This is a genomic window from Solilutibacter tolerans (assembly GCF_900155935.1).
Classification (GTDB): Bacteria; Pseudomonadota; Gammaproteobacteria; order Xanthomonadales; family Xanthomonadaceae; genus Solilutibacter; species Solilutibacter tolerans.
The window spans coordinates 94547-116886 of sequence record NZ_FTLW01000004.1; the positions used below are offsets into that span (position 1 = coordinate 94547).

The 22340-nt window shown below is 62.6% G+C and carries 24 protein-coding genes and 2 tRNA genes; 10 read left to right on the forward strand and 16 right to left on the reverse strand.

Translation table 11 applies throughout. The features are described from left to right. Positions 1 to 19: 19 nt before the first annotated feature. Positions 20 to 1354: an exodeoxyribonuclease VII large subunit gene (xseA, locus tag BW989_RS08835; protein ID WP_076587452.1), complete on the reverse strand. Its 1335-nt coding sequence runs from the start codon at positions 1352 to 1354 to the stop codon at positions 20 to 22. Positions 1355 to 1548: 194 nt separating this feature from the next. Between xseA and ispG the strand changes: the two genes are divergently transcribed. Continuing rightward, entirely contained in the window at positions 1549 to 2811 is a 1263-nt protein-coding gene (gene ispG, locus BW989_RS08840; RefSeq protein ID WP_076587933.1) for a flavodoxin-dependent (E)-4-hydroxy-3-methylbut-2-enyl-diphosphate synthase, read from the forward strand. Next, entirely contained in the window at positions 2792 to 3511 is a 720-nt protein-coding gene (locus BW989_RS08845) for a phosphatase PAP2 family protein (protein WP_076587454.1), read from the forward strand. Before ispG ends, BW989_RS08845 begins: the two co-directional genes overlap by 20 nt. On the opposite strand, the gene BW989_RS08850 is transcribed toward BW989_RS08845, so the two are convergent. From BW989_RS08850 to BW989_RS08905, 12 genes are all read right to left on the reverse strand, one after another. Further along, entirely contained in the window at positions 3493 to 4056 is a 564-nt protein-coding gene (locus tag BW989_RS08850) for a hypothetical protein (RefSeq protein WP_076587456.1), read from the reverse strand. The genes BW989_RS08845 and BW989_RS08850 overlap by 19 nt on opposite strands. 62 nt (positions 4057 to 4118) lie before the next feature. Next, positions 4119 to 5018: a DMT family transporter gene (locus BW989_RS08855; protein WP_076587935.1), complete on the reverse strand. Its 900-nt coding sequence runs from the start codon at positions 5016 to 5018 to the stop codon at positions 4119 to 4121. A 38-nt stretch (positions 5019 to 5056) separates the two neighbouring features. Continuing rightward, positions 5057 to 6085 (reverse strand): UDP-N-acetylmuramate dehydrogenase, encoded by a 1029-nt coding sequence (murB, locus tag BW989_RS08860; RefSeq protein ID WP_076587458.1) that lies wholly within the window; start codon positions 6083 to 6085, stop codon positions 5057 to 5059. Further along, the gene (locus tag BW989_RS08865; protein ID WP_076587460.1) at positions 6078 to 7136 is read right to left on the reverse strand and encodes a quinone-dependent dihydroorotate dehydrogenase; all 1059 of its coding nucleotides are present in this window, start codon (positions 7134 to 7136) and stop codon (positions 6078 to 6080) included. The genes murB and BW989_RS08865 overlap by 8 nt, the downstream gene beginning before the upstream one ends. 6 nt (positions 7137 to 7142) lie before the next feature. Continuing rightward, positions 7143 to 8675: an L-piperidine-6-carboxylate dehydrogenase gene (gene amaB / locus BW989_RS08870; RefSeq protein WP_076587462.1), complete on the reverse strand. Its 1533-nt coding sequence runs from the start codon at positions 8673 to 8675 to the stop codon at positions 7143 to 7145. A 28-nt stretch (positions 8676 to 8703) separates the two neighbouring features. After that, a tRNA-Arg gene (locus tag BW989_RS08875) sits at positions 8704 to 8780 on the reverse strand. Positions 8781 to 8856: 76 nt separating this feature from the next. Continuing rightward, positions 8857 to 9675, reverse strand: a complete 819-nt coding sequence (gene thiD, locus BW989_RS08880) for a bifunctional hydroxymethylpyrimidine kinase/phosphomethylpyrimidine kinase (RefSeq protein ID WP_076587465.1) — start codon at positions 9673 to 9675, stop codon at positions 8857 to 8859. After that, positions 9665 to 10345 (reverse strand): YoaK family protein, encoded by a 681-nt coding sequence (locus tag BW989_RS08885; RefSeq protein ID WP_076587467.1) that lies wholly within the window; start codon positions 10343 to 10345, stop codon positions 9665 to 9667. Before BW989_RS08885 ends, thiD begins: the two co-directional genes overlap by 11 nt. Before the next feature lie 10 nt (positions 10346 to 10355). Further along, positions 10356 to 10892, reverse strand: a complete 537-nt coding sequence (locus BW989_RS08890) for a GNAT family N-acetyltransferase (protein ID WP_076587469.1) — start codon at positions 10890 to 10892, stop codon at positions 10356 to 10358. 5 nt (positions 10893 to 10897) lie between these two features. Beyond that, positions 10898 to 12298 (reverse strand): PhoH family protein, encoded by a 1401-nt coding sequence (locus BW989_RS08895; RefSeq protein ID WP_076587471.1) that lies wholly within the window; start codon positions 12296 to 12298, stop codon positions 10898 to 10900. Between the two features lie 85 nt (positions 12299 to 12383). Then, entirely contained in the window at positions 12384 to 12872 is a 489-nt protein-coding gene (locus BW989_RS08900) for a peroxiredoxin (protein ID WP_076587473.1), read from the reverse strand. Positions 12873 to 12874: 2 nt separating this feature from the next. After that, entirely contained in the window at positions 12875 to 13480 is a 606-nt protein-coding gene (locus BW989_RS08905; protein WP_129582882.1) for a glycine cleavage system transcriptional repressor, read from the reverse strand. A gap of 112 nt (positions 13481 to 13592) precedes the next feature. Here BW989_RS08905 and dapA point away from each other — a divergent pair, with 112 nt between their 5' ends. Then, positions 13593 to 14531, forward strand: a complete 939-nt coding sequence (gene dapA, locus BW989_RS08910) for a 4-hydroxy-tetrahydrodipicolinate synthase (protein ID WP_076587475.1) — start codon at positions 13593 to 13595, stop codon at positions 14529 to 14531. 17 nt (positions 14532 to 14548) lie between these two features. Further along, a complete protein-coding gene (locus BW989_RS08915) occupies positions 14549 to 15064 on the forward strand; it encodes a hypothetical protein (protein WP_076587939.1) in 516 nt (171 codons plus the stop codon). 83 nt (positions 15065 to 15147) lie between these two features. On the opposite strand, the gene fdxA is transcribed toward BW989_RS08915, so the two are convergent. Beyond that, positions 15148 to 15471, reverse strand: a complete 324-nt coding sequence (gene fdxA / locus BW989_RS08920) for a ferredoxin FdxA (RefSeq protein WP_076587477.1) — start codon at positions 15469 to 15471, stop codon at positions 15148 to 15150. A 61-nt stretch (positions 15472 to 15532) separates the two neighbouring features. After that, a tRNA-Glu gene (locus tag BW989_RS08925) sits at positions 15533 to 15608 on the reverse strand. Positions 15609 to 15679: 71 nt separating this feature from the next. Here BW989_RS08925 and pcnB point away from each other — a divergent pair. From pcnB to pgi, 6 genes are all read left to right on the forward strand, one after another. Next, entirely contained in the window at positions 15680 to 17035 is a 1356-nt protein-coding gene (gene pcnB, locus BW989_RS08930; protein WP_076587479.1) for a polynucleotide adenylyltransferase PcnB, read from the forward strand. Beyond that, positions 17032 to 17538: a 2-amino-4-hydroxy-6-hydroxymethyldihydropteridine diphosphokinase gene (gene folK, locus BW989_RS08935; RefSeq protein ID WP_076587481.1), complete on the forward strand. Its 507-nt coding sequence runs from the start codon at positions 17032 to 17034 to the stop codon at positions 17536 to 17538. The genes pcnB and folK overlap by 4 nt, the downstream gene beginning before the upstream one ends. Before the next feature lie 26 nt (positions 17539 to 17564). After that, positions 17565 to 18380 (forward strand): 3-methyl-2-oxobutanoate hydroxymethyltransferase, encoded by an 816-nt coding sequence (gene panB / locus BW989_RS08940; protein WP_076587483.1) that lies wholly within the window; start codon positions 17565 to 17567, stop codon positions 18378 to 18380. A gap of 15 nt (positions 18381 to 18395) precedes the next feature. Beyond that, complete coding sequence (gene panC, locus BW989_RS08945; RefSeq protein WP_076587485.1) at positions 18396 to 19244, forward strand: pantoate--beta-alanine ligase; 849 nt, start codon at positions 18396 to 18398, stop codon at positions 19242 to 19244. Between the two features lie 114 nt (positions 19245 to 19358). Next, positions 19359 to 19739, forward strand: coding sequence for an aspartate 1-decarboxylase (panD, locus tag BW989_RS08950; protein WP_076587487.1), 381 nt, complete (start codon positions 19359 to 19361; stop codon positions 19737 to 19739). Continuing rightward, the gene (gene pgi, locus BW989_RS08955) at positions 19740 to 21245 is read left to right on the forward strand and encodes a glucose-6-phosphate isomerase (protein WP_076587490.1); all 1506 of its coding nucleotides are present in this window, start codon (positions 19740 to 19742) and stop codon (positions 21243 to 21245) included. 28 nt (positions 21246 to 21273) lie between these two features. On the opposite strand, the gene queG is transcribed toward pgi, so the two are convergent. Further along, entirely contained in the window at positions 21274 to 22338 is a 1065-nt protein-coding gene (queG, locus tag BW989_RS08960) for a tRNA epoxyqueuosine(34) reductase QueG (RefSeq protein WP_083688441.1), read from the reverse strand. Positions 22339 to 22340 lie beyond the last annotated feature (2 nt).

Sequence of the window (22340 nt, forward strand, 5' to 3'; positions counted from 1 at the left end):
TCTTGGCGGCAAGACGTGGCTAGTCTTCGACGCGCACATGTAGCTCGCCATCGGCCAGCTGTGCACGGATCGGGTCGCCCGGCTTGGCATCCTTCACGCTGCGCACCAAATGTCCGTCTTCGTGATGGAGGATGGCGTAACCGCGTGCCACGGTTGCCAATGGGCTGATCGCGGCCAAGGCGCGAGCAAGCCCGGTGAGTCGCTGCTGGTCGAGCTGCATACGTGATTGCAGTGAGCTGCGTGCCCGCGCTCGCAAGCTGTCCATGCGTTGCGCCAACAACGCCAGACGTCGCTCGGGCGCTTGATTGCGCAGGCGTGCACCTGCGTGACGCGTTCGCGCCAGTGCCTCCTGCAGGCGGCGCGCGAGGATTGCATCCAGTCGTCGTCGTGCATCGCGTTCGCGACTTCGCAGCAAGGCCAGTCGTGCTTGCGGGCGTTGCGCATGGAGACGAAGTGATACGCGATCTAGCCGCTGCATCGCTGCGCGTAGACGATGTTGTTCCTGATCGTCCAGCCGCTGCTGCAATCGACGCACGCGCTGCAAAAGTGCGACCCGATCCGGCGCGATGAGCTCAGCCGCGACCGAGGGTGTAGGAGCGCGCAGATCGGCGGCAAAATCGCTGAGCGAAAAATCGGTTTCATGGCCAACGGCGCTGACAATCGGCACGGGCGATGCAGCGATGGCGCGGGCCAACTGCTCGTCATTGAAGGCCCAGAGGTCTTCCAGTGAGCCCCCGCCACGTGTCAATAGCAGTACATCGTATCGATGTGCGGCAATCGCGCGCGACAACATGCCGCGGATCTGTGCAGCAGCGGTTGAACCTTGAACTGGCACTGGCAAGACATCGACTTCGAGCAAAGGAAAGCGACGCGCAAATACCGAAATCACATCGCGTACCGCAGCGCCGGTGGACGAAGTAAGCACGCCGATGCGACGGGGGAACGCGGGCAGCGGACGCTTGCGGGCCGCATCGAACAATCCTTCGGCTTGCAGTTTGGCCTTCAACTCTTCAAAGGCACGCCGCAGAGCGCCTTCGCCGGCTTCCTCCATGTGGTCGAGTACCAGCTGGTATTCGCCGCGCGCTTCGTACAAGGTAAGGCGGCCACGCGCCAACACGCGCATGCCTTCACGCGGGACGAACTTCAGCCAACCGGCTTTCGGCTTGAACATCGCCGCCCGCACCTGCGCACGCTCGTCTTTGAGTGTCAGGTACAGGTGGCCGGAGGAGGGGCGCGCCACGTTACCCAGCTCACCCTCGACCCACACCATCGGGAAGGTGTCTTCCAAGAGGTTGCGAGCCAGCGTGTTGAGCTGGCTGGGGCTAAGGATGTCGTCGCGGCCGGATTCGGTCATGCGGACAGGATACCGGGTGTCGCTGTTCACGCCTTGCCGGGGTGCAGTATGGCTTGGCGCTCAAGTTGCGCATCTGGCTTGGGTTTGCGGATGCGGGCGGTGCATGGCCGGCTCAAGCCATTCCGCATCCCGCCCAGGCTGCAATCGATGATGTGCTGAAGCTCTACCTCACGCGCCCTCGTTACAATTCCCCCATGGATAACTCGATGCCACTTCCGGAACCGCCCGACTTCGGTGCCAGCCCACGCCATGCCACTCGTCAGGTCGCCATTGGTGGCGTGAAGGTGGGCGGCGACGCGCCCGTCGTCGTGCAGTCGATGACCAATACCGATACCGCGGATGTTGCATCCACCGTCAAGCAGGTATCGGAACTTTGGCGTGCGGGTTCGGAGATGGTGCGGGTGACGGTGAACAATGCCGAATCCGCCGCCGCGGTGCCGCGCATCGTTGAGAAGCTCACGATGATGGGCATCGATGTGCCGCTGATTGGCGACTTCCACTACAACGGACACACGTTGCTCACCAACGAGCCTGCGTGTGCACAAGCGCTTGCGAAGTACCGCATCAACCCTGGCAATGTTGGTTTCGGCAAGAAGCGCGACACCCAGTTCGCGCAGTTGATCGAATTCGCCATCCAGTACAACAAGCCTGTGCGCATCGGGGCCAACTGGGGCTCGCTGGATCAATCGCTGGCCGCGACCTTGATGGATGAGAACGCACAGCGCGCCGAGCCTTGGGATGCGGGACGTGTTCTTCGCGAGGCGCTGATTCGATCGGCGCTCGACTCCGCCCATCGTGCGGTCGAAATTGGCTTGCCGGCCGACCGGATCATCCTGAGCGCGAAGGTTAGCGGCGTGCAGGAGCTGATCGCGGTCTATCGCGATCTCGCAGCACGCTCGGATTTCGCGCTGCATCTCGGTTTGACCGAAGCCGGCATCGGCAGCAAGGGAGTCGTTGCGTCCAGCGCGGCACTCGCCGTGCTGATGCAGGAAGGGATTGGCGACACCATCCGTATTTCGCTCACCCCTGAACCTGGCCAGTCACGCACGCAAGAGGTGATCGTCGCGCAGGAACTCTTGCAGACGATGGGCCTGCGCGCGTTCACGCCGATGGTGACGGCTTGCCCAGGCTGCGGCCGTACCACGTCCGAATTCTTCCAGGAGCTGGCGGGCGTCGTGCAAAACCATGTGCGCGAGCGCATGCCGGAGTGGAAGATCAAGCACCCGGGCGCCGAGAACATGACGCTCGCGGTGATGGGCTGCATCGTCAACGGCCCGGGTGAATCGCGTCATGCCAACATCGGTATTTCGCTGCCGGGCACGGGCGAAGCACCTGCAGCGCCGGTATTTGTGGATGGTGAAAAGACCGTAACCCTTCGTGGTGAAAACATTGCGCAGGAATTCATTGCCCTGATCGACGAATACGTTGAAACCCGTTATGTCGCCATCATCGACTGACATCCGCAAAACGCTTTCGGGCGAGATTCGCTACGGCGTTCGCATACTCAAGCAACACGGCGTGCGTTTCGCGCTATTGTTTATCGCACTGTTGTTGCCGCTATGGGGCTTTGGCGCATTGGCCGAAGAGGTTTGGGAAGGGGATACGTTCTTCTTCGACCAACCTCTGCTGCGGTGGGCAGAGACTTGGCATTCGCCTGCCATGGATCGTGTTTTCTTGCTTTTTTCGAAGATCGGTTACATGTGGGGCGTGGTGCCGGTCGATATCGCATTGGTCTTGTTTCTGGCGCTCAAGCGCAAGCCGCGTGAGGCGATATTTGCCGGCATCGCGCTCGCCGGTTCCGGACTGCTTAATGTCGCGGCAAAAAATTATTTTGGCCGCGCACGTCCAAGTTTGTGGGAATCCATCTCACCCGAGACCACCTTCAGTTTTCCCAGCGGTCATGCCATGGGGTCGATGACGCTGGCGGCCGTGTTGGTATTGCTCGCTTGGCGCACACGCTGGCGCTGGTGGGTGCTGGGCGTGATGATCCCGTTCGTAGTGATGGTCGGCGCATCACGCATCTACTTGGGCGTGCATTACCCAAGCGACATCCTGGCCGGCTGGGCTGCAGCCTTGGCCTGGGTGTTCGGTGTTTACCTGGTGATGTTCCGCGGCGCGCGCCGACCGTGGCAACGCCCTCAATCTTTGGGCACGTAGTCCTTGGGAAGCGGCACGTCCGGCGTTTCGGCTTGCCACATCAACGACACGATCCACCAACGCTTGCCATCATTCATCAACTGGATAGAGTTGATGCCGCGCATGTGGATCGGTTCGATCTCGGTGCTGGCCTCATATGTCGTGAAGACGTGGGCGATGTTGCCGAAGCGTTCCTCACGGCGGGAAATTTCGCGCTCGTTGAAGCCATGTTCTTCGATGAGCGGCGCGGATGTCGCGATGTAATCGTTCACGCCCATCATCCGCATCCGAATCTCGCCTTGCCCGTGCTTGCCGACCGGCATCATTCGGCCTTCCGGCACGAATAGTGAGCGCAGCCGATTCCAGTCTCGCGGCTTGCCTGCCGGGCCGGAGATCGTCTCGTACAGCGCCCTGACGATGGTATCGACCGAGGCGACATCCGATTCAGCCGCTTTTGGTACGTTACTGACAACCGGGCTCGGCGTCCTTTCCGGCCGCGCGGTCTGCGCAGAAACGGTAAGGCTGGTGCTGGCAATCAACAAGGCAGCAATACAAGTGATGCGCATGAGGGCGAATCCATCTAGGAGGCGATGGACGAAGCATGCGCCAGTCGAGGGTGCCGCGCCAGTCAGTTGCCCGGTTCGACCGCTTCACTCGGCGCGTGGCTGGCCTTGCGCTTGGCGAGTTGTGCCTCACGATGTGCGATGTAAGCGGTTGCCGAAAGGATGACGGCTGCGCCGATCATCGTCCATCGATCCACGGATTCATCGAACAGCCACCAACCCGCGAACGTCACTACCGGCAACTGCATGAAACTGATGGGCGTGAGTGCGGAGACTTCGCCCAACTTCAATGCGCGCGTCCATAGCCATTGCCCACCCGTGCCGAATACGCCGCACAACACCAGCCACAGCCAGGCCATGCCCTCGGGCCAATGCCAGACGAACAAGGCCGGCACCAGCGACATCGGCACCCAGAATAGATACGTCCACAGCACGATGGTGTCCGGGCCATCCACTTTCGACAGTTGCTTGATCTGGATCGCAACGATGGCCGACAACACGGCGGCAGCGACTGCGACCAAAAGGCCGGGCGAAAACGCTTGCGAACCCGGGCGCACGATGATCATCATGCCGATGAAGCCCGCGAGCACGGCCATCCAGCGACGCAGGCGGACTTTTTCGCCCAACAGGAATACAGCGGCGATAGTCACGAAAATCGGCGAGGAATAGGCCAGCGAAATCGCCTGCGACAGCGGCAAGTGCCCGATGGCCCAGAAGCCGCAGAACATGCTGATTACGCCGATCAGGCAGCGGCTGAAATAGCGCGGTAACTGCTTGGTATGGACGATGCTGGCCAAGGTTTCGCGGGGCTTGGCCGAGCGCAGTACCGGCATCAACAAGATGGGCAGCATAGCCAACAGGCCAAAGAAGTTGCGGAAGAAGGCGACTTCCCATGTCGGTTCTGTTGCGGATGCGAGACGGATGCAGATCGCCATGACGCCGAAGCTGAGCGTGCTGGCCAGCATCAACAAGGCGGCCTGTGCCTGCACGCTACGCGGTTTGCTCACCACGTCGCTCCAATGAGTCGCGGTTCGGGTTCGATGTGGATGCCGAAGCCTTCATGCACGCTGTCAGCGATGCGACGTGCCAGCGCGAGCAGTTGCGCACCGCTTGCATTCCCGTGATTGACCAGCACCAGCGCATGCCCGGGCGAAACACCCGCATCGCCATCGCGATGGCCTTTCCAGCCGGATTGGTCGATTAGCCAGGCGGCCGAGAGTTTTCGTTGTGACGGATCGCCTGCATGAAATACGGGCATGCCAGGGTGTTGCGCCAGCAAGCCATCGGCAGTCGCCACATCGACAATGGGGTTCTTGAAGAAACTACCTGCATTGCCGATGACGAGCGGGTCCGGCAGCTTGCGACGCCGCAAGGCGATTACTGCATCGGCGATATTGCGAGGTGTTGGCTCGTCGATGCTCATCGCCTGCAACTCTTCGCCGATGCCTGCATAGCCCAAGTTGGCATGTGGAATAAGCGATAAACGAAAGTCCGCGCGCATCACCGCATAGCGCTGCGGATCGGATTTAAATACGCTGTCGCGGTAGGAGAAGCCGCATGCATCGTGCGACCACCAACGCGTCTCGCCGGTGGCGCGATCATGAACCTGGACTGCATCGATCAGGTCCATTACCTCAACGCCATACGCGCCGATGTTTTGGATCGGCGACGCACCGACCGTGCCCGGAATCAGCGCGAGATTCTCCAGACCATACCAGCCTTGCGTGAGGGTATGCATGACGAAGTCGTGCCAGACGACGCCAGCAGCAGCACGGATGCGGACGTCATCGCCCAGCGTTTCGATGAGCTCGATGCGGGCATCGGTTGCATGCACGACGGCATCGACATCGTCCGCCACGATGAGCAAATTGCTGCCGCTACCGAGCAGCAACGCATCTCGCCCGGCATCGACAAGCGCCATCGGCAGTGCATCGACATCCGCAACATCGATCAATCGACGTGCGCGTGCGTTGATCCCGAAGGTGTTGGCCAAAGGCGCGTCGCGGGTTTCGCGCAGCGCGGGCTCACTCATGATCCGTGCGCATCCCGGAGCTGCGGCCTTCCTTGCGGCGACGAATCGCTTCCACGCACTCGCCAATCAATTTTGGGCCGCGATAAATCAGACCGCTGTAGAGCTGCACCAATTGCGCGCCGGCGGAGGTCTTTGCCACTGCATCGGCGCCCGACATAATGCCGCCCACGCCGATCAGGGGCATTGCTTCCGGCAAGCGCGTGCGCAGGCGGCGCAGTGTGGCCGTCGAGCGTCCCAGCAAGGGCGCGCCAGACAGACCGCCAGCTTCCTTTGCCAACCGATGTTGGTTGATTGCGACGCGGCTGACCGTGGTGTTGGTGGCGATGACACCATCCACGCCGAGATCGTTGAGGACGCGGCTCGCGGCATCGATGTCCTCATCGGACAGATCCGGCGAAACTTTCACCAGTAGCGGCACACGCTTGCGATGCTGCGCGGCCAGTTTTTCCTGCGCTTCTCGCAGGGTGCTGACCAGTGCGCGCAATTGCTGCTCTTCCTGCAACTCACGCAGCCCCGCCGTGTTGGGCGAGGAGATGTTGACCGTGATGTAATCCGCCAGCGGATATACGCGCTCCAGGCAGTTCAAGTAATCACGCGCCGCCTGGTCGTTGGGCGTGTCCTTGTTCTTGCCGATGTTGATGCCAAGGATGCCCGGGCGCGTCTTCAGCGCTTCGACATTCTTGACCAACGCCGCAACACCGAGATTGTTGAAGCCCATCCGGTTGATGATGGCGCGGTGTTCAGGCACACGAAACAGGCGCGGGGCAGGATTGCCTGCCTGCGCACGTGGCGTCACCGTGCCCACTTCGACAAAGCCGAAGCCCAGGGCGAACAGAGCTTCAATGTGGTCGCCATTCTTGTCCAATCCAGCAGCCAGACCGACCGGATTGGGAAAGGTCAGGCCAAGCAGCTTGGTCGGGAAGGGCGCAGATGGGGCTGTCAGCAGACGCGACAAGCCCATCGAATGGGCGAGATCCATCCCGCGCAAGGCCATGCCGTGAGCACGTTCGGCGTCTAGTGCAAACAGGAATGGCCTGGCGAGTGGATACATGGGTGTTTACAGGTCGAACTTGATGCCCTGTGCCAGCGGCAATGCGTCGGAGTAGTTGATGGTATTCGTTTGGCGGCGCATGTAGGCCTTCCAGGCATCGCTACCCGATTCACGGCCGCCGCCGGTTTCCTTCTCGCCACCGAATGCGCCACCGATCTCGGCGCCCGAGGTGCCGATGTTGACGTTGGCGATGCCGCAGTCCGAGCCCCATGCGGCCAGGAAGGCTTCCGCGCGCTTGAGATTGGTGGTGAAGATGGAGGATGACAGGCCTTGCGGCACGGCGTTCTGCATGTCGATGGCTTGGTCGATGTCGCTGTACTTCATCACGTACAGGATCGGCGCGAAGGTTTCATGCTGGACGACGTCCGCCTCGTTGGTCAGGCCGGTGACGATGGCCGGCTTGACGAAGAAGCCCTTGCCTTCGACCGCGGTGCCACCGATCTCGATCTTGCCGCCGGCTGCCTTCGCCTGCGCGATGGCATCCAGGAACGCATCGACCGCATCGGAGGAGTTCAGCGGGCCGACCAGGTTCTTCGGGTCGGTCGGGTCGCCGATCTTGCCTTCGACCTGGCCGTAGGCAGCGATCAGCTTCGACAGCACATCGTCATAAACCGACTCGTGCACGATCAAGCGACGCGTCGAGGTGCAGCGTTGGCCGCAAGTGCCCACCGCACCGAACACGATCGCCGGGATCGCCAGCTTCAGGTCGGCGGTTTCATCAACGATGATCGCGTTGTTGCCGCCCAGCTCCAGCAACGAGCGGCCCATGCGACGCGCGACGCGCTCGCCCACGGTGCGGCCGACCTTGGTGGAGCCGGTGAAGCTCACCAGCGCGACGCGCTTGTCATCGACAAACTCTTGCGCCAGTTCCGTGCCGGCATCGTTGAACAGGAAGAAGATGTCCGGGAAGCCGCCTTCGCGCAGGGCTTCGTTGCAGATCTTCATGCTGGCGATGGCCGAGAGTGGGGTCTTCGGCGACGGCTTCCATACCGTGATATCACCGCAGACGGCGGCGATGAAGCTGTTCCACGCCCACACGGCGACCGGGAAGTTGAAGGCGGAGATCACGCCGACGATGCCGATCGGGTGCCACTGCTCGTACATGCGGTGGCCCGGGCGCTCGCTGTGCATGGTCAGGCCGTACAACTGGCGCGAGAGACCGACGGCGAACTCGCCGATGTCGATCATTTCCTGCACTTCGCCGTCGCCTTCGGGCTTGGACTTGCCCATTTCCAACGCCACCAGCGAACCCAGTGCGTCCTTGTGCTTGCGCAGCGCATCGGCACATAGGCGAATCGCTTCACCGCGCTTGGGCGCTGGCGTCTTGCGCCACACCTTGAAGTTGGCTTCGGCGCGCTCCATCAGGGTGTCGTAGTCGGCCTTAGAGGAGGCATGCACCTTGCCCAGCACCTCGCCCGTGGTCGGGTTGACCGGCTCCAGCACGCCGGCATCGGTGGTCTTCGACCATTCGCCATTGCCGATGTAGCTGCCGGATTCGATGGCGGCCAGGCCGAGTTTGTCGAGGACGGGATGGGACATGCGGGGGACTCCTTTGCATCTTTGCGGGTGGCGGCCCCGGCGCGATTCGAACGCACGACCTTCCCCTTAGGAGGGGGACGCTCTATCCAGCTGAGCTACGGAGCCAATTCAGCTAATTATCGCATGGGGTGATGGTTGACCGAACGCCCAAGCAGCTCGGGATGTGGGATATCGCGGCGGACTAAGCCCGAGTGCTGCCCATCGCACCGAAATGGTCCAGCACGCGCACGTTGCTGCGGCCTGGGCTGTAGCCCGATGCCAGCGCATGCGCGACATAGTCGCTGGCGGCCTGCGCGGCGTCGCGTGGTGAGAGACCAAGGCAAAGATTTGCAGCAATCGCCGATGCAAGTGTGCAGCCGGTGCCGTGACCTTCGATGTCCAGGCGCGGATGGATGAATTTGGCTTCGGCTTCACCATCAAACCAGCGATCGATTACTTCGTCGCCTTCATCGAGATGCGCGCCTTTCAACAAAACAGCATCGGCACCGAGCGCGTGCAAGGCATGCAAGGCCTTGTCTGCTGCCGCCGCATCGCTGATCCGATGGCCCAGCAGCCATTCGGCCTCGGGAATATTGGGGGTCAATACGCTGGCGAGCGGCAATAAACGACCACGCAATGCAGATTGCGCATCGGCATCGAGTAAACGTGCGCCTGATGTCGCGATCATCACCGGGTCCAACACCACGAATCGTGGCTGGTGTTGACGCAAGGCATCGACGACGGCATCGACGACCTCGGCATTCGCCAGCATCCCCAACTTGACGGCTTGAATATCAAAATCGGCAAAGCAGGTGTCGATCTGAGCACGCAAAAAATCGACGGGCGGCACATGAACGGCATCGACACCTTGGGTGTTTTGCGCGGTCAATGCAGTGATCGCACTCAGCCCGTGCACGCCAAGTGCGGCGAAGGCCTTGAGATCGGCCTGGATGCCGGCGCCGCCACCAGAATCGCTACCGGCGATGGTCAATGCGGATGGCGGGCGATGGTCAGTGGGCATGTCGGCTGTAACGATAGTGGTGATAGAAGGCGTAACCGACGCCCACCAGGCCCGTCCAGATGGCGGGCACGTAGAGGGCATCGTAAGACAGGCGGCGGAATAGCATCGCACCGATCACGCAACCGGCGGCGAATGCGCCAATGGTCAAAAGCGACAACCGCGTGCGGCTGGCTTGGCGTGGCATGCCCCGCGCTGCATGGTCAATATTGATGCCGATATCGGTGAACAGCCCCGAAAAATGTGTCGTGCGTACCAGGGCGCCGCTGTAGGTTCTCGCCATCGCGTTTTGCAGGCCGCAGGCAGCCGCGGCGAGTAGTGGCCCCGCCATGCTGCCCTGTTTAAACAATGACGCCGCCGAGAACAGCAGGATCGATTCCAGTGCCAATGCGACGCCGTAGCGGCGCCCCAGCCTCAATTGCACATCCTGGATGATTGCACCGCTCATCGCCGCGCCCAACACGAAGGCGAGGATCATTGCCGCCAATTGCAAGCTGGCGCGCCAATCTGCGCCCGAGAGCGCTTCGCCCAACAAGGTCGTGGTGCCGGTCAGGTGGGTGATGCCTTGATGCTCGAAGCCCATGTAACCGACCACGTTCACCATGCCGGCGATACAGGCGAGGGCGCAGGCCCCCAACATCACCCAGAGGGGCAGGTGATCGGAAGCTTTCATCGAACCGCGCTCATGGGATGTCGCTTGCAGTCAGCGCGTGCACGAGGATGTCCTGCGCGCCATGACCATGGATCGGGTCTTGCACGGTGGACTCGTATCTCGCTCCCAGCTTGCGTGCAACTGCCAAGCTGGCATGGTTGTCCGGCAGCACGCGGACGAGGATGCGTTGCAGGCCAAGTTGGTCGAAGCCGAAACGCGCGGCCTGACGCGCCGCCTCGGTCGCGATGCCCTGTCCGACGAACGGTGTGCCGACCCAATAGCCGAGGTTGGCGACTTTTTGCGAATCATCGAGTTGGCTGAGGCCGGTACTGCCGAGCAACGTTTCGGCACCTGCATCCACCACCGCGAAGGGAAACGCGCTGCGTGCCTGCCAGCTGGCGAGCGAATGATCGATCCAGCGTCGCGCATCGTCCAAGCCGTAATCAGCATGGCACCACGCCAGCCACCGTGACAAAGACGCGTGGGATTCACGCACCAGCCGATACAGCGCGTCGACATCCTCTACTCGCCAAGGTCGGATGTGCACATGCGCCGTATCCTCGGCCATCCCCGTTACAACACTTCCGAGGCGTGATCGGCCAGGCGCGAGCGCTCGCCGCGACGGAGCGTGATGTGCGCGCTATGACCCCAGCCCTTGAAGCGATCGACCACATAGGTCAGACCCGATGTCGTTTCGGTCAGGTAAGGCGTGTCGATCTGCTCGACGTTGCCGAGGCACACGATCTTGGTCCCCGGGCCGGCGCGGGTGATCAGCGTCTTCATCTGCTTGGGCGTGAGGTTTTGCGCTTCGTCGATGATGAGATAGCGCGACAGGAAGGTGCGGCCACGCATGAAGTTCATCGAGCGGATCTTGATGCGGGAGGCGAGCAGGTCATTGGTCGCTGCGCGCTCCCAACTGCCGCTGCCCTTGTTGCTTGGCATCAGCACTTCCAGGTTGTCGGTCAGTGCGCCCATCCACGGCGTCATCTTTTCTTCTTCGGTGCCGGGCAGGAAACCGATGTCTTCGCCCACGCTCACCGTGGCACGCGTCATGATGATCTCGCGATACCGCTGCGCATCCATCGTCTGCGCAAGACCGGCGGCCAGCGTCAGCAGCGTCTTGCCGGTACCTGCAGTGCCGAGTAGGGTGACGAAGTCGATGTCCGGGTCCATCAGCGCGTTAAGCGCGAAGTTCTGCTCGCGATTGCGCGCCGTGATGCCCCAGACCGCGTGCTGCTGGTTGCGGAAGTCATCGACGATCTGCAGCACCGCCTTGTCGCCGTTGATCGACACGACGCGGAACTCGCTTTGCTCGTCACCCGGCAGGTAGAGGAACTGGTTGGGATACCAATCGTCCTCATCACTCGTCATCACTTCGTAGTAGGTGCGCCCCTTGTCCGTCCACGAGCGCAGGTCTTTGCCTGAGCGCTGCCAGAAATCCTCCGGCAGGGCGGTGGAGCCGGTGAACAGCAGGTTGAAATCGTCGATCGCGCGATCGTTCTCGTAGTCTTCGCTGGGGATGCCGGCGATCGCTGCCTTGATCCGCAGGTTGATGTCCTTCGACACGAAGACCACGTCATGGCCGGTTTCGCGCGCGGTGAGCGAAAGGATCGCGGCGATGATGTGGTTGTCCGGCATCGCCTTGCCGAGCGCTTCGCCGCCGCCAAACTCTGCGGTCTGGAAACGCAGCACCCCACGTCCGGACTCGCTCTTGAGTTGCAGGCCACCCGGTGGGCGCAGTTTGAGGCCAGTGGCGATTTTGTCGGCACCCTGTTCCTCGATCAGCTCGTTGATGAAGCGGCTGACCTGGCGTGCATTGCGAGAGGCCTCGGTATTGCCTTTCTTGCCGTTGTCCAGTTCCTCGATGACCTGCATCGGCAGGAAGACATCGTGCTCCTCGAATTTGAACAGCGCGGTGGGGTCGTGCATCAACACATTGGTGTCGAGGACGTAGAGGCGCTTGCCATCGGTCATGCGGCGTTCTTCCTTGCGGGCGTGGAAATGAAAACGCCACCGACCGGCGGGGCCGGGCGATGGCGTCGAATGCGGGATGCAGCGGTCACTGCGATTGCGCGTCCTTGAGTGCGTCGAGCACGGCTTGGGCGTGGTCCTTGACCTTCACCGGCTGCCAGATGTGCGCGATCCGGCCTTCGGGGTCTATCAGGAAGGTGCTGCGCACGATGCCTTCATATTCGCGGCCATAGAGCTTCTTCATCTGGATCACCCCGAAAGCGCGGCAAAGCTTCTCATCCGCATCGCTGACCAAGTTGAATTTGAAGGCTTGTTTGCTGCTGAAGTTGGCATGCGACCTCACCGAGTCTTTCGACACACCAAGGACGTCCGCCTCCAGCTTGCCGAACTTCGGCAGCAACGCGTTGAAGTCTAGGCCTTCGGTGGTACAGCCGGGAGTGCTGTCCTTCGGGTAGAAGTACAAGACCAGCCAGCGGCCTTGGTAGCCGGCGAGGGTGGTCGAAGTGCCATCGCCCAATGCCAGCGGCAGCTTCAATGTCGCTGCTGTGAGTTTCTTGCCGGTTTGCGGTGTCGTCATCGTCAGAACTTCATCGGGTCCATGATGGCGTCAAGGTTCAGATGGTCGCAGAACTCGAGGAAATCATCACGCAGGGCGGCGATGTGCATATCGGCCGGCACACCGATGGTCAGTTGCGCGGTGAACATTTCGGCACCCGTCTGCATGGCCTTGTAGCGCGAGCTGTGCAGGTTTTCGACCGTGATGCCCTGTTTGTCGAAGAAATCCGCCAACTGGAAGAGAATGCCGGGCTTGTCGGCCGCGACGACTTCGACCATGTAGGGGATCAGGTTCGACTGCAGCGGCTTGGGGCCGGTACGGTACTGGACGATGCGCAGGGATTCGTCGCGGCCCAGGCGCTCGATCATCGACTCCAGCTTGGCCACGGCATCCCAAGAGCCAGCGGCGAGCGCCGCGACCGACACATCGCGGCCAACGGTGGTGAGGCGTGCATCGACCAGGTTGCAACCGCTGTCGGCAATGCGTCGGGTCACCGAAAGCAGGGGCGACGTCGGATGCGTGCTGTAGGCACTGATGAACAGATGGTTTTCGTTCTGTGAGGGTCGAGCGGTTTGGTCGTTCAAGGCGGTTCCGGGTGACAGGCGCAAGGCCTGAACGGTAGCCGGCATGTGGCCGGGAGCTATGTGCAGGATACTTGCCGGGTATTTCACGCCGCAAGTAACATCCAGTGTTATCCGATGCACGGCTATTTTGCCTCTGCGTCATCTTATCGCCACTTTCATGGGCATCACCTTGCCACACGCCTCTCTTGCACTTGCCGGCAGCATCACCGCGCTGGCCACTCCGTTCGCGGCCGATGGATCGGTCGATTTCGATGCGTGGACGCGTTTGATCGACGGCCAGCTGGATGCTGGCACGCAGGCACTGGTCGTCGCCGGCTCCACCGGTGAAGCCGCGGCCTTGACCGACGCCGAATACGACGAATTGCTTCACCGCGCGGTGGCTCAGGTTGCCGGGCGCGTGCCGGTGCTGGCCGGAACAGGTTTGTCGAACACGGCCAAGACAATCGAATTGACTCGCCGCGTTGCCGCCTTGGGCGCCAATGCCGCGCTGGTGGTCACGCCGCCATATGTGAGGCCGACCCAAGCTGGCTTACTGGCGCATTACCGCGCAGTCGCCACGGAAGGTGGCCTGCCAGTGCTCCTCTACAACGTACCGGGCCGGACCGGCTGCGACATGCAGCCTGAAACCGTGGCCGAGCTGGTCGCACACGACAACATCATCGGGATCAAGGAAGCAGTGGCCGACCCTGCCCGGATGGCTGCGCTACTGGCCTTGAAATCGCATGGCTTCGTCATCCTGTCTGGGGATGATCCGACCGCCTGCCGCGCGCTGCTGGCCGGTGCGGACGGCGTGATCTCGGTCGCCTCGAATGTATTGCCTGCGGCGATGCGGCGTCTGTGTGAACACGCGCGGTCAGGCGAAGTGGACGCCGCTGTCGTGGTCGACAATGCCCTGCAGCCCTTGTTCGACTTCATCGGCTGTGAGCCGAACCCGATCCCGGTGAAGGCCTTGCTGCGTCATGCGGGCATCGGGTATGGCCTGCGTTTGCCGCTGACGCCCCTCTCGTTGCTGAACGAAGGGCGCCTGGCACCGGCCGCAGCCGCTATCCTTGCACTTGAGAACGAATGCCGCCGACCGGCGGTGACCTCGTCATGAACCCCCAGGAGATTTACATGCGCATCGTTTCCCCCGGCCGCGTCGCCGCCATTACCAGCCTCGCCGTCGCCGTGGCCCTGACCTCCGGCTGCAGCTGGTTTCGCAAGGAAAACGATGCATACAAGCTCAGCGGCGAAGCGCGCCCACTGGAAGTGCCGCCGCCGCTGGATCAGCCCAGCACCGAGGGCGCGATGGCGCTGCCGAGCGGCAGCGTGATGGCCTCCAGCAGTGGTCGCGCCACCCAAGGTGCCGCGTCGGCCTCTGGCTTTACTATCGCCGGTGCCCAGCGTGACGAGGTGTTCACCCGCTTGGGCGATGCCCTTGCCGGCGTGCAGGGCTTGACCGTCGCCAGCAAAGCCCAGCTCCTGGGCAGCTATGACGTCAGCTACGGCGGCGACAACTTCCTGGTCCGGACCTCGCAGACGTCGAGCGGCGTGTACATCTCGGCCGTTGATCCGCGCGGCATGCCCGACAACCGCGCCAATCCGGTGGCCGTTATCGCCCAGCTCAAGACGGCGCTCGGCGGCCAGTAATCTGTCCTTGCGGATAGCGAAAAGGGCGCCTTGGGCGCCCTTTCTCGTTGGGGATGTTGCATCGTCTGGCTTGGCGCCTGGGCCTATCGTTCCAGGAAAGGCAACTTGTCCGGTTTGCCATCCCATTCCTTGGCTTCGGGTAGCGGTTCTTTGCGCGTGGTGATCACCGGCCATTCGGCGGTGAGCTCGGCATTGAGCGCGATGAAATGCTCCTGACCGGCCGGTACGTCATCTTCGGGATAGATCGCGTTGGCCGGGCATTCGGGCTCGCACAGGGTGCAGTCGATGCACTCCAGCGGATCGATGACGAGGAAGTTGGGGCCTTCGTGGAAGCAATCCACCGGGCAAACCTCGACGCAATCGGTGTACTTGCACTTGATGCAGTTGTCGGTGACGACGAAGGGCATGGCAAATTCGCGATGGGCGAGGGGCGCTCGGCAATCACGCCGACCAACCCACGTCTCAAGGTGGTACTCCCTACGGGACTCGAACCCGTGTTTTCGCCGTGAGAGGGCGACGTCCTGGACCGCTAGACGAAGGGAGCAAATTGGTCGCGTGAATGCGAGGCAGGATAGTATAGGCGGCTTCGCGTTAATTGGCACGCCCGCGGGACGAATGTCCGACACACAATCTACCAATGCCGTTGCACCGATCCTGCAGGTCATCCCGCGTGATGCCCATCCAGTATCCCGTCGCGACATCAGCCAGAACGCGCTACGCGTGCTGTATCGCCTGCGTGAGGCCGGCTTCCAGTCATATCTGGTGGGTGGCGCCGTGCGCGACCTGTTGATCGGCGTCATCCCCAAGGATTTCGATGTCGCTACCGACGCGACGCCTGAGCAGGTCAAATCGCTGTTTCGTAATTGCCGTCTGATCGGCCGCCGTTTTCGCCTGGCGCATGTCGTCTTTGGCCGCGAGATCATCGAGGTTGCCACCTTTCGTGCGGCGTCCAGCAATGACGATGATGGCAACGGCGACCGCAAGGTGCATGACGACGGCCGCGTCCTGCGCGACAACATCTACGGCACGATCGAAGAAGACGCGGTGCGCCGCGACTTCACCGCCAATGCGCTGTATTACGCGATCGAGGATTTCTCCATCCGCGATTACGTAGGTGGCTACGAGGATGTGCTGGCGCGCCGCATGCGCCTGATAGGCGACCCGGAAACCCGTTACCGCGAAGACCCGGTACGGATGCTGCGTGCCGTGCGTTTGGCGGCCAAGCTTGATTTCGAGATCGAGTCCGCCACGGCATCGCCTTTGCCTAAATTGGCAGGCTTGCTGTCCGAAGCCGCCCCCGCGCGCCTGTTCGAGGAGTGCCTGAAGTTGTTCCTGTCGGGCCATGCCGTCGCCAGTTTCGAAGGCCTGGAACGTCACGGCTTGCTGGCGGTGCTGCTGCCTGAGAGTGCCGAGGCGTTGAAAGCCAACCGCAGTGGCGCACTCCGTCGCATGGTGATCGCAGGATTGGCCAATACCGATGCCCGTGTCGCGCGTGATGAGCCGGTTTCGCCGGCCTTCCTGTTCGCGCTGCTGCTGTGGCCGGCGTATTGCCGCGCCTTGATGGCCTTGCAGGGACAGGGCGTGCACGTGACCGAGGCGCAGCGCCGCGCCGCCGACCGCGTAACTCTGCATCAGACCCACATCATCGCCTTGCCGCGGCGCTTTTCGGTGCCGATGCAGGAAATCTGGTTGTTGCAGCCGCGCTTCTCGCAGCGCAAGCGGGTCGGGCGTTTCATGGCGCATCCGCGTTTCCGCGCGGCTTTCGACTTTCTGCAGTTGCGCCAACATGCCTCGGACGAGCATGCCGCCGACATCGTGTATTGGCGCGATGAGCAACTGGTACACGTCGCCGTGAATGGTGGCGATGGGGATGCTGAGTTTGATTCGACATCCCCCGATGACATCGCCGCCGAAGAAGCCGCGCCACGCAAGCGGCGACGTCGTCGACGTTCCCCTGCCAAGACGGAATGACGGCGATGCGACATCCACCCGTGATCGCTTTCATCGGGCTGGGTGGCAACGTGGGCGATGCAACATCCACATTGCGCAGCGCGCTTGACCAATTGGATCAGCTGCCGGACACGCGCTTGCTTGCAGCATCAAGCCTGTATCGCACCGCGCCGGTTGGCGGCATCGATCAGGCGGACTTCATCAACGCCGTGGCCGAGATTGAAACCATCTTGCCAGCTCAAGAGCTGCTGCAAGCGTTGTTCGGTGTCGAGCGCGCCCATGGCCGTGATCGCGCAGTAGAGCAGCGTTGGGGGCCGCGTACGCTGGACCTGGATTTGTTGCTGTATGGCGAAGAGGTGATCGATGTCGATGGTCTCAGCGTGCCGCATCCGCGCATCGCTGAACGTGCGTTCGTGCTGGTGCCGCTGGTAGAGATAGCGCCCGAGGCGATCATCCCCGGGCATGGCACAGCGCGCGAGGTGCTGGGCGCGCTCGAAAGTTTCACCTGCGAAGCGTTAGGCTAGACCTCTTGCCAAACCTGTAGTCCGTGATGACCGACGTCCCTGCCAAACCTGTCACCGTCCCCGATCTCGCAGTGCTGCGTGAAGCCGGCCACAAGTTGGTGATGCTGACCTGCTACGACGCCGGCTTTGCCCGCACGCTGGACGCGAACGGCGTCGACTTGATCCTGGTCGGCGATTCGCTCGGCATGGTGGTGCAGGGCGCGGATTCCACGCTCGCGGTCACCATCGACGACATCGCGTATCACACGGCGTGTGTCGCGGCAGCCACGCAGCGTGTATTGGTGGTCGCCGATCTTCCGTTCCAGGCTGATGCCACGCCCGAGCGCGCGTTGGATGCCTCGACGGCCTTCCTGCAAGCCGGTGCCGGCATGGTCAAGCTGGAAGGCGCGGGCCACAAGCTCGACACGATTCGTTACCTGGTCGAGCGCGAAATCCCGGTGTGCGCGCACTTGGGTCTGACGCCGCAATCGGTGCTGCGTTTCGGTGGCTTCAAGGTGCAGGGGCGGGGCGATGCGGCGGCGGAAAAGCTGCGCGCCGATGCGCTCGCCGTGGCCGAGGCGGGCGCCGCCTTGCTGGTGCTGGAGGCGGTGCCGTCCGCGCTCGCGGCCGAGATTACCGCCGTATCGCCCATCCCGACGATCGGCATTGGTGCCGGTCCCGATTGCGACGGCCAGGTCTTGGTGTTGCACGATATGTTGGGCTTGGACAGCGGTCATCGCCGTCCGCGCTTCGTGCGTGACTTCCTGGCCGATGGCGGGTCCATCGCGGGGGCGGTGCGTGCCTACGCCGACGCTGTACAAAATGGCAGTTTCCCCACCGCCGATCACAGCTACGCTGCCTGACGAGGTCGCTTCGACATGATTACCGTCACGATGCTCGATGCGTTGCGTGCCCAAGTACGTGGCTGGCGCCAATCGGGCCAACGCATCGCCTTCGTACCCACCATGGGCAATCTGCATGCGGGGCATTACTCGTTGATCGCGCTGGCGCGGCAACGTGCGGACCGCGTGGTGGCGAGCGTGTTCGTCAACCCGACCCAGTTTGGTCCGAACGAAGATTTCGACCGCTATCCGCGCACGCCTGAAGCGGATGCCGCGGGCTTGGACGCCGCCGGTTGTGACGTCTTGTGGTTGCCGTCGGTCGAGACGATGTATCCGCTCGGTGTGTCGGCAGCAGTCAAAGTCAGTGTTCCTGGGGTGACTGAAACCCTGGATGGTGCGCATCGACCTGGGCACTTTGACGGCGTGGCCACTGTGGTCGCGCGCCTCTTCAATCAGGTCTTGCCCGATGTGGCGATCCTGGGGCGCAAGGATTACCAGCAGCTCGCGGTGATTCGCCACATGGTGCGGGATCTCGCATTTCCCATCGAGATCCTTGGTGCCGACACCAAACGCGAGGCGGATGGCCTGGCGATGAGCTCGCGCAACCAGTATTTGTCGGAGGACGAGCGCGCCAGGGCACCGCTCATTCACCAAACTTTGTTGGCGATGCGCGATGCACTGCGGGCGGGTCGCTCGCATGCTGATGTGGAGCGCGAGGCATCGAATGCCTTGGTCGATGCCGGATTCGTTCCGGATTACGCGGTGATCCGCACGCCGGAGTTCGCCGAGCCCGAGGATGGTGAAACCGGGCCGCGAGTGGCCCTGATTGCGGCAAGATTGGGCCGCACACGCTTGATCGACAATCTGGAATTCGTGCTGGATTGAGGTGTTTGGATGACTCGGCGTTCGGCATCACAAGCTGAACGACCGAGGCGCCATGTTGCAGCGCGCAAATCCCATGCCTACACTGCGTGCAGATCCAACGGCCTGGAGCCGACCATGTTGCTGACCCTCTTGAAAGCCAAGATTCACCGTGCTTCGGTGACGCATGCCGAGCTGCACTACGAGGGCAGCTGCGCCATCGACAGCCGCCTGCTGGAGATTTCCGGCATCCGCGAGAACGAGCGCGTCGAGATCTACAACATCAACAATGGCGAGCGTTTCGCGACCTACGCCATCCGCGCCGAGGCCGGCAGCGGCATAATCTCGGTCAATGGCGCGGCCGCGCACAAGGCGCAGCCGGGCGACTTGGTCATCATCTGTGCCTACGGTCAGTGTGATGAAGCCGAGGCCGCCGCCTACAAGCCGAAGTTGGTCTATGTCGACCGCGAGAACCGGCTGACGCACACCAACGAGTCGATCCCCGCACAGGCGGCCTGAATGAGCACGCTGGCGCGCCTGCGCGATGAAGCGGCGAGACTGGATGGTGTTTCCCTTCAAGACGTGATGGCGGCGGATCTGGGCCGTGGCGCCGATTTCGCCTTGCGCGTCGGCCCGCTGTACGCCAACTTCGCCCGCCAGCGTTACGACCGTGCGGCGCTGGACGCCTTGTTCGCGCTGGCGCGGGATGCCGATTTGCCGGGGGCGATGCGTCGCTTGGTCGATGGCGACATCGTCAACACCACCGAGCAACGCGCAGCCTTGCATACGTCCCTGCGCGGTGATGTCTCGAACGCAGCGCCCGCACGCGACGCGCACGCACAGGCGCAGGCGGCGTTGGCGCAGATGGAATCCTGGGTAAGCCGTCTCCGCGCCGATCCCGACATCACCGACGTGATCAGCGTGGGCATTGGCGGGTCGGATCTGGGCCCGAGGCTGGTGGTCGATGCGCTGGCCGTTCCTGGCGCGCCGCTGCGCGTGCACTTCGTTTCCAATGTCGATGCGGCGGCGATCAACCGCACGCTGGCGGGCCTCGACCCCCGTCACAGCGCCGGCATCATGATCTCCAAGACCTTCGGCACCCAGGAGACGCTCCTCAATGGCGGCATCCTGCGGGACTGGCTGGGGGATGACAGCCGGTTGTATGCGGTCAGCGCCAACGTCCAGCGCGCGGGTGCGTTCGGCATTGTCCCCGAGCATATCCTGCCGATGTGGACTTGGGTTGGTGGGCGGTATTCGTTGTGGTCGGCGGTGGGCCTGCCGATCGCCTTGGCCATCGGCATGCCGGCTTTTCGCGAATTGCTCGCAGGCGCGGCATCGTTTGATCGGCATGCCGTGCAAGCGCCGATCGCGCAGAACCTCGCCATCCGACACGCATTGACCGCGCTGTGGAATGCCACCGCCCTTGGCGCAGCGACCCAGGCGGTACTGCCCTACGACGAGCGTCTGCGCTTGCTGTCGGCTTACCTGCAGCAATTGGTGATGGAGAGCCTGGGCAAGCGCGTCCAGTCGGATGGCCAGGATGTCGCCGGCGACACCGTGCCGGTGTGGTGGGGCGGCATCGGCAGCGATGTGCAGCACAGCTTTTTCCAGGCCCTGCACCAAGGCACGCAGATCGTGCCGGCCGATTTCATCGGCGTCGTGCGGCCCGACCATCACCAGGCGGCCAGTCATGCTGCGCTCCTCTCCAATCTATTGGCGCAAAGCGAAGCGCTCGCCAACGGGCAGGACCACGCCGATCCGCATCGACGCTATCCCGGCGGACGTCCCAGCACCTTGATGTTGCTGGATGCGCTCACGCCGGCATCGCTCGGTCATGTGTTGGCCCTCTACGAGCACAGCACGTATCTGCAATCCGTGTTGTGGGGCATCAACGCCTTCGATCAATTCGGCGTGGAGTTGGGCAAGCAGCTCGCGAATGGACTGTTGCCGGTCTTGCGCGGCGAAGAAGCCGCCAGCGACCCGATCACGCACGCATTGGTCACCGAAATCGCCGCCCGGCGCTGAGGCGTGGGGCGTGTGGATGCGGCATCGTTCACTCGCCTGCGTCGTGGCGCATCAAGCCCCATTGCACATGCTCGCGCACGATCGCTGATGGATGATCCTGGCGTGACTGCAGCGCCGCGATGACGTCGGGCGTCGTCGGTGCATTGCCCAAGGCGATGGCGATGTTGCGTAGCCAGCGTTCATGGCCGCTGCGCCGGATCGCCGAGCCTTCCGTGCGGCGCAGGAACTCCGCTTCATCCCAGGCGAAGAGATCGGCCAGCGTTGCGCGATCGAGGTCATTGCGCGTGCGGAAGTCCGGTTCGTCGAAGCGCTCCGCGAACTTGTTCCACGGACAGACGAGCTGGCAGTCGTCGCAACCGAAGATGCGGTTGCCCATCGGTACGCGAAATTTTTCGGGGATCGATCCTTCGTGTTCGATGGTGAGGTAGCTGATGCAGCGGCGCGCATCCAGCCGGTAGGGCGCGACGATCGCCTGCGTCGGACAGATATCGATGCAGCGCCTGCAGCTGCCGCAGTGATTGGTGGCGGGTGACGAGGCGGGAAGGGCGAAATCGACATACAACTCACCCAGGAAAAACCAGGACCCACCATCCTTGTCGATCAGGCATGTGTGTTTGCCGATCCATCCCAGTCCCGCATTGCGTGCCAACGCGCGTTCCAGCACCGGCGCGGAATCGACGAACACGCGATGCCCGAATGGCCCGATGATCGCTTCGATGCGTTCGGCCAGTTTCTGCAGGCGGCTACGCATCAGCTTGTGGTAGTCGCGGCCCAATGCGTAGCGAGCCACATAAGCGCGTTCGCCATCCTCAATCGTGGCCCAGGCCTCGTCGTGGTCGCGTCCGTAGTCGAGGCCCACGGAAATCACCGAGACAGTGCCGGGAATCAATTCTTCCGGCCGCATGCGCTTGTCGCCATGGGCCGCCATCCATTGCATCGTGCCGTGCAGGCCCTCCTTGAGCCAGCGGCGCAAATGCTCGGCATCCTCGTTCAATTCGATCCCGCTTACGCCGAAGCGAGTGAAGCCAAGCGACGCGGCTTCCTCGCGGATGCGGGCAATCAACTGATCGATGTCGGCGTTCGGAGCGTGCATGA

Bases quoted from the DNA above. Each gene is read 5' to 3' on its own strand.
- xseA (WP_076587452.1), bottom strand. From the start codon at position 1,354: ATGACCGAATCCGGCCGCGACGACATCCTTAGCCCCAGCCAGCTCAAC.
- ispG (WP_076587933.1), top strand. From the start codon at position 1,549: ATGGATAACTCGATGCCACTTCCGGAACCGCCCGACTTCGGTGCCAGC.
- BW989_RS08845 (WP_076587454.1), top strand. From the start codon at position 2,792: ATGTCGCCATCATCGACTGACATCCGCAAAACGCTTTCGGGCGAGATT.
- BW989_RS08850 (WP_076587456.1), bottom strand. From the start codon at position 4,056: ATGCGCATCACTTGTATTGCTGCCTTGTTGATTGCCAGCACCAGCCTT.
- BW989_RS08855 (WP_076587935.1), bottom strand. From the start codon at position 5,018: ATGCTGGCCAGCACGCTCAGCTTCGGCGTCATGGCGATCTGCATCCGT.
- murB (WP_076587458.1), bottom strand. From the start codon at position 6,085: ATGAGTGAGCCCGCGCTGCGCGAAACCCGCGACGCGCCTTTGGCCAAC.
- BW989_RS08865 (WP_076587460.1), bottom strand. From the start codon at position 7,136: ATGTATCCACTCGCCAGGCCATTCCTGTTTGCACTAGACGCCGAACGT.
- amaB (WP_076587462.1), bottom strand. From the start codon at position 8,675: ATGTCCCATCCCGTCCTCGACAAACTCGGCCTGGCCGCCATCGAATCC.
- thiD (WP_076587465.1), bottom strand. From the start codon at position 9,675: ATGCCCACTGACCATCGCCCGCCATCCGCATTGACCATCGCCGGTAGC.
- BW989_RS08885 (WP_076587467.1), bottom strand. From the start codon at position 10,345: ATGAAAGCTTCCGATCACCTGCCCCTCTGGGTGATGTTGGGGGCCTGC.
- BW989_RS08890 (WP_076587469.1), bottom strand. From the start codon at position 10,892: ATGGCCGAGGATACGGCGCATGTGCACATCCGACCTTGGCGAGTAGAG.
- BW989_RS08895 (WP_076587471.1), bottom strand. From the start codon at position 12,298: ATGACCGATGGCAAGCGCCTCTACGTCCTCGACACCAATGTGTTGATG.
- BW989_RS08900 (WP_076587473.1), bottom strand. From the start codon at position 12,872: ATGACGACACCGCAAACCGGCAAGAAACTCACAGCAGCGACATTGAAG.
- BW989_RS08905 (WP_129582882.1), bottom strand. From the start codon at position 13,480: ATGCCGGCTACCGTTCAGGCCTTGCGCCTGTCACCCGGAACCGCCTTG.
- dapA (WP_076587475.1), top strand. From the start codon at position 13,593: ATGGGCATCACCTTGCCACACGCCTCTCTTGCACTTGCCGGCAGCATC.
- BW989_RS08915 (WP_076587939.1), top strand. From the start codon at position 14,549: ATGCGCATCGTTTCCCCCGGCCGCGTCGCCGCCATTACCAGCCTCGCC.
- fdxA (WP_076587477.1), bottom strand. From the start codon at position 15,471: ATGCCCTTCGTCGTCACCGACAACTGCATCAAGTGCAAGTACACCGAT.
- pcnB (WP_076587479.1), top strand. From the start codon at position 15,680: ATGTCCGACACACAATCTACCAATGCCGTTGCACCGATCCTGCAGGTC.
- folK (WP_076587481.1), top strand. From the start codon at position 17,032: ATGACGGCGATGCGACATCCACCCGTGATCGCTTTCATCGGGCTGGGT.
- panB (WP_076587483.1), top strand. From the start codon at position 17,565: ATGACCGACGTCCCTGCCAAACCTGTCACCGTCCCCGATCTCGCAGTG.
- panC (WP_076587485.1), top strand. From the start codon at position 18,396: ATGATTACCGTCACGATGCTCGATGCGTTGCGTGCCCAAGTACGTGGC.
- panD (WP_076587487.1), top strand. From the start codon at position 19,359: ATGTTGCTGACCCTCTTGAAAGCCAAGATTCACCGTGCTTCGGTGACG.
- pgi (WP_076587490.1), top strand. From the start codon at position 19,740: ATGAGCACGCTGGCGCGCCTGCGCGATGAAGCGGCGAGACTGGATGGT.
- queG (WP_083688441.1), bottom strand. From the start codon at position 22,338: ATGCACGCTCCGAACGCCGACATCGATCAGTTGATTGCCCGCATCCGC.